This window comes from Quadrisphaera sp. DVD1, from assembly GCF_058932755.1.
On the sequence record NZ_JBZYWI010000086.1, the window covers coordinates 1 to 12,617 of the forward strand.

The window sequence follows — 12,617 nt, forward strand, 5'->3', positions numbered from 1 at the left end:
CGGGGTCCTCGCCTGCGACGCCGAGGTCGTTCCGGTCCTCGTCGCCGCCGACGGCAGCCCGCTCGACGTCGGGCGCACCGTGTACGCGTTCCCCACGTCGATCCGGCGGGCGATCCTCGCCCGCGACGGCGGCTGCACCTTCCCCACCTGCACGAGGCCTTCGGGCTGGTGCCAGCTCCACCACCTGACCGCCTACAGCGCAGGAGGAGCGACCAGCGAGCGGAACGGGACCGCGGTGTGCGGGTACCACCACCGCCTCGTCCACCGCCAGGGCTGGCGCGGAGAGCTCACCGGAGCCCAGGTCATCTGGCACCCACCCGACCGCAGCTCACCCCGCGTCCCACCACCACCCTGGATGCCAGCGCTGGACCAGCTCATCGGGGCCTGGGCCCAGCGCACCCACCCGAACGCCGCCTGACCGGCGGCACCCAGACCGCCTTGCTCGCCTGCGTGCCCCCGTTGCGGGCCGATGTGCCCAGACGAGCGCCGTGCCGGTCAGCCGAGCTCCTACGGTGGCACGGTGACTGCTCCGGTGACCGTGCGGCCCACCACCGAGGACGACTGGGAGCGCATCCGCGACCTGCGCCTGGAGATGCTCCGCGACACGCCGCTCGCCTACATCGAGACGCTGGAGGCCGCCCAGTCCCACGGCGTCGAGGAGTGGCGCACGCGGGGCCGGCGCGGCACCGCGCAGGGGTGGCTGCAGGTCGCGGCGGTCACCCCGGACGGCCGCTGGGTCGGGATGATGGGCTGCTGGATCCGCGACGCGACGTCGGGGCCGCTGCTGATCGGCGTCTACGTCGCACCCGACCACCGAGGGCGCACGGCCGGCGTCACCGACGCCCTCCTGAGCGCGGTGGAGGCCTGGGCCCGCGAGCACGGCGGCACGCTGCGGCTGCACGTGCACGAGGACAACGCCCGTGCCCGCACCGCCTACGCCTCGCGCGGGTTCGTCGAGACCGGCGTCACGGAGCCGTACCCGCTCGACCCGTCGCAGCGGGAGCTGGAGATGCTCAAGCCGCTGCGCCGATGAGCCGCGCCGTGGCGCGCACGGCAGGATGCCCGCCGTGATGCTCCCCGGGATCCCCGCCAGCCCGCCCACCGCCGAGACCCTCGCCGCCGGGTGGCGCCGCCTGGAGCCGGGCCAGACCTGCCAGGTGCGCGTCTTCGACGTCGACGCCGGCACGTCGACGCTCGTCTGGGAGACCGACGAGGCGCTGCTCGAGGCGCCGAACTGGACGCCGGACGGCCGCTGGCTCGTGCTCAACAGCGACGGCCTGCTCTACGCGCTGGCCGCCGACGGCAGCACCGCGCACCCGATCGACACCGGCGCCGTGCGCGACGCCAACAACGACCACGTCCTCTCCCCCGACGGGTCGCTGGTCTACATCTCCTCCCAGGACGGCCACCTCTACGAGGCGCCGCTGTCCGGCGGCGAGGCGCGGCGGGTCACCGACGAGACCGACGGCCTGCGCGCGCGCTACCTGCACGGGATCTCTCCCGACGGCGCCACGCTCGCGCACATCGGCGCCCGCGACGAGGACGGCACCACGACGTACGAGGTCTACACCTGCGCGGTGGCCGACGGCGCGACCGAGCAGCTCACCCGCACCGGCCGGCACCACGACGGCGCCGAGTTCAGCCCCGACGGGGCGTGGATCTACGTCAACTCCGAGCGCGCGAGCACCCGCCCGGGCCACGCGCAGCTCTTCCGGATGCGCCCCGACAGCTCCGAGGTCACCCAGCTCACCCACGACGAGCGCGTGAACTGGTTCCCCCACCCCTCCCCCGACGGCGCCTCGCTGCTCTACCTCAGCTACGCGCCGGGCGTGCAGGGCCACCCCGCGAACGAGCCGGTCGAGCTGCGCCTGGCCGACCCCGAGGGGGCCGGCGTCCGCACGCTCGTCGAGCTGTTCGGCGGGCAGGGCACGGTCAACGTCAACAGCTGGGCGCCGGACGGCCGCCGCTTCGCCTACGTCGCCTACCCCCTCTCCCGCTGATCATGGAGCAGCCCGGGGTGAGGTGCCTCACACACCCCCGGCTGGTCCATGATCGACGGGAAGGGGAGCGGCACGGGGCGGCGTTGTGCTCAGGTCCGCCCCCCGCGGACCAGCCCCTGCAGCACCGAAGGTGATCCTCCCCATGTCCGTGTCCACCCCCACGTCCGTCCCCCAGCAGCGCGGGTGCACCCGCCCCAGCTGCTCCAGCACCGCGGTCTACCGCTACTTCATGGCCGGCACGGCCTGGTACCGCTGCGACTGCGGCCTGGAGTTCCCGCTCACGGCCGCCTCCGCGGCCTAACCCGGACGGCCCGACCCCCCGCTGGCCCCACCCGGCGGTGCAGCCTGCTGCACCACCGGGTGGCCCCTGCGCGGGATCGTGGCCACCGGGCGCGCGCGGACAGGCTCGAGGGGTCCGCAGGAACAGCGACCCGAGGAGCCCGACGTGTCCCGCACCCCCACCCCCACCCGTTCGCCGGGGCGCCGCCGCGCCCCGCTGCTGGCCGCCCTCGCCCTCGCCTGCACCGTCGGCACGGCGGGAGCGGTCATCGCCTCCCCCGCCGCCGAGGCCGAGCCCGGCCGCAGCGCGAGCACCAGCAGCGGCCCCGGCGCCGGCCCCGTGCGCGCCACCCAGCAGGCCCTCGACGGGCTGGTCCGCGAGGACGGCTTCCCCGGCGCCCTGGCCGCCCTGCGCACCCGCGACGGCGGCGTCCGCGACCTGACCGCCGGTGTGGGCGACGTCGAGACCGGCCAGCGCGTGCCGCGCGACGGGGAGGTCCGGATCGGCAGCAACACCAAGACCTTCACCGCCGCGGTGGTCCTCCAGCTCGTCGGGGAGGGGAGGGTCGACCTCGACGCGCCGGTCGAGCGGTACCTGCCCGGCCTCGTGCGCGGCGAGGGCATCGACGGCTCGGCCATCACCGTGCGCCAGCTGCTGCAGCACACCAGCGGCCTGCCCGACTACGACGAGGACGTCATCGGCGACGACTACCTCGCCGTGCAGCACCGGTTCGTCGAGCCGCACCAGGTGCTGGCGCTGGGCCTGGACGACCCGGCCCTCTTCGCGCCCGGCACGAGCTGGGAGTACAGCAACACCAACTACGTCCTCGCGGGCCTGCTCGTGCAGGAGGTCACCGGCCGCCCGGTGGCGGAGGAGATCACCCGCCGGATCATCGAGCCGCTCGGGCTGCGCGGCACCTACTGGCCCGCCGAGGGCGAGGAGGAGCTGCGCGGGCGCCACCCGCACGGCTACTGGCGCACGACGGCGGAGGAGCCGCTGACCGACGTCAGCACGCAGGACCCGTCCTTCGGCTGGGCCGCCGGGCAGATGATCTCCACGCCGGGCGACCTGCTGGAGTTCTTCACCGCGCTCGTGGACGGCGAGGTGCTGCCGCCCGAGCTGCTCGCCGAGATGCGGACGACGGTGCCCGCGCCCACCTCGAGCGTCGACGGCGACGAGAGCTACGGGCTGGGGCTGCAGACCTTCACCCTCAGCTGCGGCGGGACGGCGTGGACCCACGGCGGTGACATCCCCGGGTACGAAACCCGCGGCGCGGTGACCGACGACGGGCGCGGCGTCATGGTGGCGGTCACGGCCCTGCCGGTCGACGAGCCGACCGCCCAGCACGTGGAGGACGCGGTCGACGCGGCGCTCTGCGCCTGAGCGACGACCGACCGGTCGAGCACCGGACGCCGGCGGGCCGAGGACTCCTCAGGCCCGCCGGCGCACGTCCTCCAGGTAGCGCAGGACGGCGGCCACCCGCCGGTCGGTGCGGTCGTCGGGAGCCAGGTCGAGCTTGGCGAAGATGCTCCGGATGTGCTTGTGCACGGCGCCGTCGGTGACCACGAGCCGCTCGGCGATGGCGGCGTTGCCCTGGCCCTCGGCCATGAGCGCCAGGACGTCGCGCTCGCGGGGGCTGAGCCGCTCCAGCCGGGTGTCCGAGCGGGTGCGGGTGAGCAGCTGCGCGACGACCTCCGGGTCGATGGCGGTGCCGCCGGCGGCCACGCGCTCGAGCGCCGCGAGGAACTCCGAGACCCGTCCGACCCGCTCCTTGAGCAGGTAGCCCAGCCCGGCGGCGCCCCCGGCGAGCAGCTCGGTCGCGAAGGCCTGCTCCACGTAGGCCGAGAGCACCAGCACCGCCAGCTCCGGACGCCGGCTGCGGGCCTCCACGGCCGCGACGATCCCCTCGTCGGTGTGGGTCGGTGGCATCCGCACGTCGACGATGGCGACGTCGGGCCGGTGCTCCTCCACCGCGGCGAGGAACCCCGGTGCGGCGTCGGCGGTGGCCACGACGTCCAGGCCCTCGGCGCGCAGCAGCAGGGCCAGCCCCTCGCGGAGCAGGGCGTCGTCCTCGGCGATCACGATCCGCACGGCAGCTCCACGGAGACGGTGGTGGGCCCGCCGGGCGGGCTGGTCAGGGCCAGGGTGCCGTCGAGGGCCTCGACGCGGCGGCGGATGCCGGCGAGACCGGACCCTCCCAGACCCGGCCCGGCCTGCTCCAGCGCGCCGCCGCGCCCGTCGTCGACGACCTCGACGTGCAGCCGGTCGGCGCGGCGGTGCACGCGCACCTGCACCCGGCTCGCGCCGCTGTGGCGGACGGCGTTCGTCAGCGCCTCGGCGACGACGAAGTAGGCGGTGGCCTCCACGGACGCCGGGCAGCGGCCGGGCACGTCGACGTCGGTCGTGCACGGGATGGCGCAGCCCGCGGCCAGGCCCTCCACCGCGCCGGCGAGGCCGCGGTCCTCCAACACCGGCGGGAGGATGCCCCGCGCGACGGCCCTCAGCTCGGCGAGCGCCTGCTCGGCGGCGGTCTGGGCCCGCTCGAGGAGCTCCTCGGCGCCCGCCGGGTCGCGCGGGACGAGGCGGCGGGCCGCGCCGAGCAGCACGGTGACCGCGACGATGCGGTTCTGGGTGCCGTCGTGCAGCGAGCGCTCGATCCGGCGCAGCTCGGTGACGTGAGCGTCCAGCGCGGCCGCCCGGGTCGCGGTCAGCTCGGCGACGCGCAGCGACAGGTCGGCCGGCCCGACCTCCACGGGCAGCAGCCGGCGTCCGGGCAGCGCCTGCAGGGAGGCCAGGTGCGGGCTCCCCCGCACGGTGATGACGACCCAGGCCAGGCCCATGGCGAAGATCAGCGCGGCGCCCGGCCAGTCGCGGACCACCCACAGCCCGATCGAGCCGCTGGCCATGCCGTCCGGCAGGGCCCACCACCACAGCGGGAACGTGAGGTCGCGCAGGGCGAGGATCGGCAGCAGGACGCCGAGCACACCCAGCAGGAAGCCGCTCGTGGCGTGGAGGACCACCCACACCAGCTCGCGGCCCGCGGTGGCGTCCAGCCGCGCCGGCCCGGGCTCGGGAGCGGGCACCTCCGCGCCCCACCGGCTCAGCCGCGCGCGCTCGCGGTCGGCCACGGCGCGCAGCGCGCGCAGCACCAGGGGCACCACGAGCAGCCCGACCCCGACCAGCGACGCGGCGGCGGTGAGCACGACGACGACCAGGACGCCGAGCGCCAGCACCGCGGTCGCGAGCCCGCCGGCGAGCTGCTCGAGCCCGCTGAGCGCGCCGCCGGGCGCCCGCCCCGCGGCGGGGCGCGCCCGGACCTGCTGCGTCGCCATCCCCACCTCCTCCGCCGGCTGCTCGCCCGCGACGGTAGAGCCCGGGCACCACCGCTGTCGGTACAGCCTGCTGCACCTGCACCGGGCGGCTGGCGGGCTCGGCGCGCGGGCCGGGGGTCCCTAGCGTCGACGGCACGAGCTGCACCCGCCCTCCCCCGCCCCAGGAGCCCGCCATGAGCACGTCCCCCGCCCCCTCCTCCTACCCTCCCGAGGTCGCCACCTCCTCCGGCGCCCTGCGCCCGGTGCTGTGGCTGCTCCTGGTGGTCAGCGCCGTCGCGAACGCGGTGGCCTCCACCACCGGTGCGCCGCTGGCGGTGCACGTCGTGCTGCAGGCCACGACCGCGGTCTCGGTCGTGGCCCTGGTCGTCCTCGCCCTGCGGGCCCGGCGGTGAGCGCCGTACGGTCCGCGGGTGACCGCTCCTGACGCCCCGACCGTGACCAGCTCGATCCTCACGAGCACCGCCCAGGGCGGGAGGACGCTCGCGTGGACCTTCGACGACGGCCCGGACCCCGAGCACACCCCGGACCTGCTGGCGGTGCTGCGCGAGCACGGCATCACCGCGACGTTCTTCCTCTGGGGCGACCACGTGCGCGAGCACCCCGAGGTCGCCCGGCAGGTCGCCGCCGAGGGGCACGTGCTCGGCAACCACTCGATGCACCACGACGACATGGGCTCGTGGACCCCCGAGCGGGCGCGCGCGGACCTCGCGGCGACCAGCGACCTCATCCGCGAGGTCGTGCCGGGCGCGCAGGTGCCGTGGTTCCGCGCGCCGTTCGGCAGCTGGGGCCCGACGCCCCAGGTGGCCGCCGACCTCGGCATGCAGCCGCTGGGCTGGAGCGTCGTGGTGGAGGACTGGGAGGAGCCGGGCGCGGACGTGCTCGTCGATCGGGTGCTCGAGCGCCTCGTCCCCGCCGCCGTCGTGCTGCTGCACGACGGCGGCGGGGACCGCAGCGGCACGGTCGAGGCCGTCGCCCGGCTGGCGCCGCAGCTGCTCGCCGACGGCTGGGCGTTCACCACGCCGACGGCCGGGAGCTGACGCTCGCTGGGTGGCACGGGAGCACCAGTGGGCGGATCTGCGCCCGTCCTCGTCGAGCACGGGGCGGCCCTGTGCCCTCCAGACGGGCACGGGGCCGCCCCGTGCTCAGCGGGGCAGCGGAGGCAGCGGGGTCTGAGCCCTCAGCGCAGCCGCGTCACCAGGCGCGGTCGTACTGCGGCGGGCGGTGCAGCGCGACGCCGAGCTCGGTGGCCGCGCCCTGCACCCAGCGCGGGTCGCGCAGCAGGGCCCGGGCGAGCAGGACGGCGTCCGCCTCGCCCGAGGCGACGATCCCCTCGGCCTGCGCGGGGGTGGTGATGAGCCCGACGGCGCCGACGGGCAGGCCGCTCTCGCGGCGCACCTGCGCGGCGAACGGCACCTGGTAGCCCGGGCCGACCGGGATGTCGGCATGGACGTTGCCGCCCGTGGAGGTGTCGACGAGGTCGACGCCGCGGGTCTTCAGCTCCGAGGCGAGGGCGACGGTCTGCTCGACGTCCCAGCCGCCCTCGACCCAGTCGGTGGCCGAGACGCGCACGAAGAGCGGCTTGTGCTCGGGCCAGACCGCGCGGACGGCGTCCACGACCTCGAGGGGCAGGCGCATCCGGTCCTCCAGCGAGCCGCCGTAGCCGTCGGTGCGGGTGTTCGACAGGGGCGAGAGGAACTGGTGCAGCAGGTAGCCGTGCGCGGCGTGGAGCTCCACGACGTCGAACCCGACCGCGTCGGCGCGGCGCGCGGCGTCGGCGAACGCGGTGACGACGGCGTCGATCCCGGCCTGGTCCAGAGCACGGGGGGTGGCGTAGCCGGGGAAGGCGAGCTCGCTGGGGCCGACGGTCTCCCAGCCGCCGGCGTCCAGCGCGACGCTGCCGCGCTCCGGCGCGAACGGCCGGTGCGTGGAGGCCTTGCGCCCGGCGTGGGCGAGCTGGACGCCGGCCAGCGAGCCGCGCGCGTGGAGGAAGTCGACGATGCGCGCCCAGGCGGTGGCCTGCTCCTCGTTCCACAGGCCGGCGTCGTGCGGGGTGATCCGGCCCTCGGGCACGACCGCGGTGGCCTCGGTGAGCACCAGGCCCGCCCCGCCGACGGCGAAGGAGCCGAGGTGCACGAGGTGCCAGTCGTGCGGGACGCCGGGCGCGGCCACCGGGTCGCACGAGTACTGGCACATCGGCGCCACCCACGCGCGGTTGGGGATCGTGGTGCCGGCCAGGGTGATCGGGGAGAAGAGGGAGGTCACCCGGGCGACAACCCGGAGGTGCCCGCCAGCCTTCCCGCGGTGGCAGGCTGCTCCCGTGGCGCAGACCCGGACGCAGGAGTACGGCCCCGGCACGGCGCTCGTCGTCGTCGACGTGCAGGTCGACTTCGCCGACCCCGCGGGCAGCCTCTACGTGACCGGTGGGGAGGAGGTCGTGCCGCTGGTCGGCGCCGAGGTCGAGGCGGCCGCCGCCGCCGGGTCGCTGGTGGTCCTCACCCAGGACTGGCACCCCCCGCGCACCCCGCACTTCGCCGCCGACGGGGGGCTGTGGCCGGTCCACTGCGTCGCCGGCACCCCCGGCGCCGAGCTCCACCCCGACCTCGCCGTGCCGGCGGACGCCCCGCGCGTGCGCAAGGGCACCGGCAGCGAGGACGGCTACTCCGGCTTCTCCGAGGTCGACCTGGCGTCGGGGCGCACGGAGGCCACCGTCCTGGGCGACCTGCTCGCCGCGGCCGGCGCGCACCGCCTCGTCGTGGTCGGCCTGGCCGGGGACCACTGCGTCAGGGCCACGGCCCTGGACGGCGTCCGGCTCGGCCACGAGGTCGTCGTGCCCCTGGCGCTCACCCGCTTCGTCGGTCTGGCGCCCGGCGACGACGAGCGCGCCCGCCAGGAGATGGCCGCGGCCGGGGTGCAGCTGGTCTGAGCGCTCAGCTGGGCCAGTAGAGCCGCGCGAGCTCGTCCGGCGGCGGCTCCTCGGGGCGGTAGACCTGCGGCGGGGCGCCGTCGGCCACCGCGGCCGGTGCGTCCGACAGCCCGAAGCGCTGGCGCAGCCGCTCGTAGAAGTTCGACGGGCGCAGGCGCACGAGGCGCGCGCGCCGCGGGCCGGCGTGGACCGCGACCCAGTCGCCCGGGTCGAGGACGCCGCGCAGCTGCCCGTCGACGCTCACGGCCACCTGGCCCGAGCGCTCGAGCACCCGCACGGTGACCACCTCGTCGTCGGCCATCACGAGGCTGCGGTCGAAGACCATGTGCGGGGCGACCGGCGTGAACACCATCGCGCGCAGCCGCGGGGAGAGCACCGGGCCGCCCGCGGAGAAGCTGTAGGCCGTGGAGCCGGTCGGAGTCGCCACGACGAGGGCGTCGGCGGAGTAGGAGGCGAACAGCCGCTGCCCCAGGTAGAGCCCGAGGCTGGCCTGGCGGTCGCGGGCCAGCTTCTCGAAGACCACGTCGTTGACGGCCGTGACGTCCAGCGCCAGGCCCCAGCCCACGGTGCCGACGTCGGTCGCCCGGTGCGTGGGCGGGGGCAGCAGCGGCCCGCGGCCGTACTGCAGCAGCCCCTCCATGCCCTCGGGCAGCTCCAGGGGCCGCGAGGCGCGCATCGTCAGGGTGAGGCGGTCCTCGATGATCGCCCGGTCCTCCGCCACGGCGTCCAGGGCGGCCTCGACCTCGGCCGGGGAGACCTCGGTGAGGAAGCCGAGCCGGCCGACGTCCACGCCGAGCACGGGCGCGTCGTCCTGCGCGGCGATCCGCACCCCGCGCAGGAAGGTGCCGTCGCCGCCGACGGTCACCACGAGGTCCGGGTGCCCACCGGCTTCCGCCTCGTCGGCCGCGTGCCGCCGCGCCGGCAGGTCGCCGTCGTCGCCCCACACGTCCATCTCGGTGAGGGGCACGCCGTGGGCGCTGGCCCACGCGCGCACCTGCTGGGCCGCCGCCACCGCCGCCGGACGTCCCTCGTGCACGACCAGCCCGATCCGCCGCACCGTCACGGCGCCTCCCCTCGGCGCCCGGTGCGCCCCGGGCCAGTGTGGCGCCCCGCGTCGCGCGGCGGGGCGGGGGGCGGTGCGACGATCTCGGTGTGGTCACCCGACCGGCCCGAGCGGCGTCCTGCCCCTGCGGCTCCGGCCGCCCCTACGGCGCGTGCTGCGGCCCGCTGCACCACGGCGCGGCCGCGCCGACGCCCGAGGCCCTCATGCGCTCGCGCTACAGCGCGTTCGCCCTCGCCGACGCCCCCCACCTGCTGGCGACGTGGCACCCCAGCACGCGGCCGGCGTCGCTGGAGCTGGACCCCGAGCAGCGCTGGAGCGGCCTGCGGGTGCTCTCGGCGAGCACCAGCGGCAGCGTCTTCGCCCCCGAGGGCACCGTGGAGTTCGTGGCGTCCTACCACTCCCCCGAGGGACCGGCGCAGGTGCACGAGGTCAGCCGCTTCGTGCAGGACGCCGGCCGGTGGACCTACCTCGGGCCGGTCAGCGGCGGGTGAGCCCGGTCGGGCAGACGACCGGCGTGCCCGTCACCGGGTCGCGCAGGACCACCGCCTCGACGCCGTAGAGCTCGCGCACCAGGTCGGGCGTGACCACGGACGCCGGGCGGCCCTGCGCGACGACGCGCCCGTCGAGCATCGCCACGAGGTGGTCGGCGTGGCGGCAGGCGGTGGACAGGTCGTGCAGCACGAGGACGACGGTGCGGCCCTGCGCGGCCAGGGCGCGCACGAGCTCGAGGACCTCCAGCTGGTGGCCCAGGTCGAGGGCCGAGGTCGGCTCGTCGAGCAGGACGACGTCGGTCTCCTGGGCCACCACCATGGCGATCCAGGCGCGCTGGCGCTGGCCGCCGGAGAGGGTGTCGAGCGCCCGGTCGGCGAGGTCGAGCAGGTCCGCCGCCACGAGCGCCCGCTCCACCGCCGCGGCGTCGTCCGGGGACCACTGGCGCATCAGCCCCTGGTGGGGGTGGCGGCCGTAGCGCACGAGGTCGCGCACGGTCAGGCCGTCCGGCGCCTCGGCGCTCTGCGGCAGCAGGCCCACCCGGCGGGCGGCGTCGCGCGGGCGCATCCGCGCCAGGTCGTGCCCGTCGAGGAGCACCGCCCCGGCCCGGGGGGCGTGCAGGCGCGCCAGCCCGCCGAGCAGCGTGGACTTGCCGCAGCCGTTGGGGCCGACCACCGCGGTGACGCTGCCGGCCGGCAGCTCGAGGTCGAGGGCCTGCACGACGACCGTCTCGCCGTAGCCCAGCGACAGGCCCGCGGTGCGCAGGTCGGCCCGCGACGCCTCGCGCACCTCCAGGACGTCGGGGTGCCCTGGAGCCGGCACGGGGGTGTCCACGGGGGCCATGGTGGTCCTCGGCGTCGTCTCGAGCGCGGTCCAGGTGCTCACGGCATCCTCCGGGTGCGGGTGGTCAGCAGCAGCCACAGCAGGTAGGGCCCCCCGACGAGGGCGGTGACGATGCCGACCGGCACCTCGATCGGTGCGGCGACGGTGCGGCCCAGCAGGTCGGCCACGACGACGACGAGCGCGCCGGACAGGGCCGAGGCCACGACCGGGACGGCGCGCGGCCCCGCGGCCTTGCGCGCGATCTCCGGCGCCAGCAGCGCCACGAGGCCCAGCGGCCCGGCGGCGGCCACGGACAGGCCGGCGCCGAGCACCGCGGTGGCGATCACGCCCAGGCGCACCCGCCGCACGCGCAGCCCCAGGCCCGAGGCGACGGCGTCGGCCAGGCGGAGCATCCGCAGCTGGCGGCCGAGCAGCACCGCGGCCGGCAGCGCCACGGCCAGCCCGGCGCCGAGCACCGCGACCGCGAGCGGGGAGCGCGCGCTGAGGCTGCCGACGGTCCAGGGGAAGGCGAGGTTGGCGGCGTCCACCGGCGCCCGGGCGAGCATGAGCTGGGTGCCGGCGCCGAGCACGGCGCCGACCCCGAGGCCGACGACGAGGAACCGGTAGCCGCGGCGCCCCGCGCCGCCGGCCAGCCCGAGCGTCAGCGCCGCGGCCGTGGCCGCGCCGACCAGCGCGGTCGCCGAGGGCAGCAGGGACGTCGGGATGGCGACGACGCTGGCCACGGCGAAGGCCGTGGCGCCGTCGTTGAGCCCCACCGTGTCGGGGGTGGCCAGGCGGTTGCGGGCCAGCGTCTGCATGAGCACGCCGGCCACGCCGAGAGCGCCGCCGACGAGCAGCCCGGCGACCACGCGCGGCAGGCGCAGGCGCTGCACCAGCAGGACGTCGCGCGCCTCGCCGCGGCCGAGGGCGGCGGGGAGGGCGTCGAGCAGGGCGACCCGGGCGGTGCCCAGGGCGAGGCTCGCCGCGGCCGCAGCGAGCACGAGCACGGCGAGCACCGCCACGACGAGCACCGCGCGCCGCTCCAGCAGCACGGAGCGGCCGGCCAGCGCCAGGCGCCAGGTGCCGGGGGGCGGCACGGGCGCGGGACGCGCGGGGGCCGGCGCGACCGGGGCGGTCGCGCTCACAGCGCCGGCATCCGGGACGAGCGGACCACCGCGACGAGCACGGGCGCGCCGACGAGGGCGGTGACGATGCCCAGCGGCATCTCGTACGGGCGCACCAGCAGGCGCGAGACGACGTCGGCGGCGAGCACCACCGCGGGCCCGACGAGCAGGCAGACCGGCAGCACGCGCCGCAGGTCGGGGCCGACGAGCGCGCGGGCGAGGAACGGCACGACGAGGCCGACGAAGGCGATCGGGCCGGCGGCGGCCACGGCTCCGCCGACGAGGAGCGCGACGGCGGTGACCCCCAGCGCCCGGGCGCGCGCCGGGCGGTGCCCCAGGCTGCGGGCGGCGTCGTCCCCGAGGGCCAGCGCCGAGAGCGGGCGGGCCACGGCCAGGGCCACGAGCAGGCCCAGCGCCAGCACCGGCCCCACCTGCGCCAGGGTGTCGAGCCCGCGGCCGGCGACCGACCCGACGGTCCAGAACCGGATCTGGTCGGCGGTGTCCTGGTCGAGCAGCAGCAGCACCGAGGTGGCCGCGCCGAGCAGACTGCTCAGGGCCGCGCCGGCCAGCACCAGGCGCACCGG

Annotated in this window: 16 protein-coding genes; 9 read left to right on the forward strand and 7 right to left on the reverse strand. The window is 77.0% G+C overall.

The window, feature by feature from the left end; all coding sequences use genetic code 11:
- The 5 genes from AC5FZL_RS10785 to AC5FZL_RS10805 form a co-directional block, all read left to right on the forward strand.
- Positions 1-418, forward strand: a 418-nt coding sequence (locus tag AC5FZL_RS10785) for an HNH endonuclease signature motif containing protein (protein WP_493618588.1), incomplete at its 5' end; no start/stop codon positions are given.
- Positions 419-520: 102 nt separating this feature from the next.
- Positions 521-1,033, forward strand: coding sequence for a GNAT family N-acetyltransferase (locus tag AC5FZL_RS10790; RefSeq protein WP_493618589.1), 513 nt, complete (start codon positions 521-523; stop codon positions 1,031-1,033).
- Between the two features lie 37 nt (positions 1,034-1,070).
- Positions 1,071-2,000, forward strand: coding sequence for a TolB family protein (locus AC5FZL_RS10795; RefSeq protein ID WP_493618603.1), 930 nt, complete (start codon positions 1,071-1,073; stop codon positions 1,998-2,000).
- Between the two features lie 148 nt (positions 2,001-2,148).
- Complete coding sequence (locus tag AC5FZL_RS10800; protein WP_493618590.1) at positions 2,149-2,301, forward strand: hypothetical protein; 153 nt, start codon at positions 2,149-2,151, stop codon at positions 2,299-2,301.
- A 144-nt stretch (positions 2,302-2,445) separates the two neighbouring features.
- Positions 2,446-3,663, forward strand: coding sequence for a serine hydrolase domain-containing protein (locus AC5FZL_RS10805; RefSeq protein ID WP_493618591.1), 1,218 nt, complete (start codon positions 2,446-2,448; stop codon positions 3,661-3,663).
- 48 nt (positions 3,664-3,711) lie between these two features.
- Here the strand turns inward: AC5FZL_RS10805 and AC5FZL_RS10810 are convergent, their stop codons facing one another.
- A complete protein-coding gene (locus tag AC5FZL_RS10810) occupies positions 3,712-4,371 on the reverse strand; it encodes a response regulator (RefSeq protein ID WP_493618592.1) in 660 nt (219 codons plus the stop codon).
- On the reverse strand, positions 4,359-5,612 hold the full coding sequence (locus tag AC5FZL_RS10815) for a sensor histidine kinase (protein WP_493618593.1): 1,254 nt from the start codon (positions 5,610-5,612) through the stop codon (positions 4,359-4,361). Before AC5FZL_RS10815 ends, AC5FZL_RS10810 begins: the two co-directional genes overlap by 13 nt.
- Positions 5,613-5,785: 173 nt before the next feature.
- On the opposite strand from AC5FZL_RS10815, the gene AC5FZL_RS10820 reads away from it, so the two are divergent.
- Both AC5FZL_RS10820 and AC5FZL_RS10825 read left to right on the forward strand, forming a co-directional pair.
- On the forward strand, positions 5,786-6,004 hold the full coding sequence (locus AC5FZL_RS10820) for a hypothetical protein (protein ID WP_493618594.1): 219 nt from the start codon (positions 5,786-5,788) through the stop codon (positions 6,002-6,004).
- An 18-nt stretch (positions 6,005-6,022) separates the two neighbouring features.
- Positions 6,023-6,649 carry a polysaccharide deacetylase family protein gene (locus AC5FZL_RS10825; RefSeq protein ID WP_493618595.1) on the forward strand — a complete coding sequence of 209 codons (627 nt, stop codon included), beginning with the start codon at positions 6,023-6,025 and terminating at the stop codon, positions 6,647-6,649.
- A 154-nt stretch (positions 6,650-6,803) separates the two neighbouring features.
- Here the strand turns inward: AC5FZL_RS10825 and AC5FZL_RS10830 are convergent, their stop codons facing one another.
- A complete protein-coding gene (locus tag AC5FZL_RS10830) occupies positions 6,804-7,874 on the reverse strand; it encodes an NADH:flavin oxidoreductase/NADH oxidase (RefSeq protein ID WP_493618596.1) in 1,071 nt (356 codons plus the stop codon).
- A gap of 55 nt (positions 7,875-7,929) precedes the next feature.
- Between AC5FZL_RS10830 and AC5FZL_RS10835 the strand changes: the two genes are divergently transcribed.
- Positions 7,930-8,535: an isochorismatase family protein gene (locus AC5FZL_RS10835; protein ID WP_493618597.1), complete on the forward strand. Its 606-nt coding sequence runs from the start codon at positions 7,930-7,932 to the stop codon at positions 8,533-8,535.
- A 4-nt stretch (positions 8,536-8,539) separates the two neighbouring features.
- On the opposite strand, the gene AC5FZL_RS10840 is transcribed toward AC5FZL_RS10835, so the two are convergent.
- Entirely contained in the window at positions 8,540-9,598 is a 1,059-nt protein-coding gene (locus tag AC5FZL_RS10840) for an NAD(+)/NADH kinase (protein ID WP_493618598.1), read from the reverse strand.
- Positions 9,599-9,687: 89 nt separating this feature from the next.
- Here AC5FZL_RS10840 and AC5FZL_RS10845 point away from each other — a divergent pair, with 89 nt between their 5' ends.
- On the forward strand, positions 9,688-10,089 hold the full coding sequence (locus AC5FZL_RS10845) for a YchJ family protein (RefSeq protein ID WP_493618599.1): 402 nt from the start codon (positions 9,688-9,690) through the stop codon (positions 10,087-10,089).
- On the opposite strand, the gene AC5FZL_RS10850 is transcribed toward AC5FZL_RS10845, so the two are convergent.
- The 3 genes from AC5FZL_RS10850 to AC5FZL_RS10860 form a co-directional block, all read right to left on the reverse strand.
- The gene (locus AC5FZL_RS10850; protein ID WP_493618600.1) at positions 10,076-10,972 is read right to left on the reverse strand and encodes an ABC transporter ATP-binding protein; all 897 of its coding nucleotides are present in this window, start codon (positions 10,970-10,972) and stop codon (positions 10,076-10,078) included. The two genes, AC5FZL_RS10845 and AC5FZL_RS10850, sit on opposite strands and share 14 nt — an antisense overlap.
- Complete coding sequence (locus AC5FZL_RS10855; protein ID WP_493618601.1) at positions 10,969-12,054, reverse strand: FecCD family ABC transporter permease; 1,086 nt, start codon at positions 12,052-12,054, stop codon at positions 10,969-10,971. Before AC5FZL_RS10855 ends, AC5FZL_RS10850 begins: the two co-directional genes overlap by 4 nt.
- Positions 12,051-12,617: FecCD family ABC transporter permease (locus AC5FZL_RS10860; protein ID WP_493618602.1), on the reverse strand; the 567-nt coding region annotated here is incomplete at its 5' end. The genes AC5FZL_RS10855 and AC5FZL_RS10860, both read right to left, overlap by 4 nt.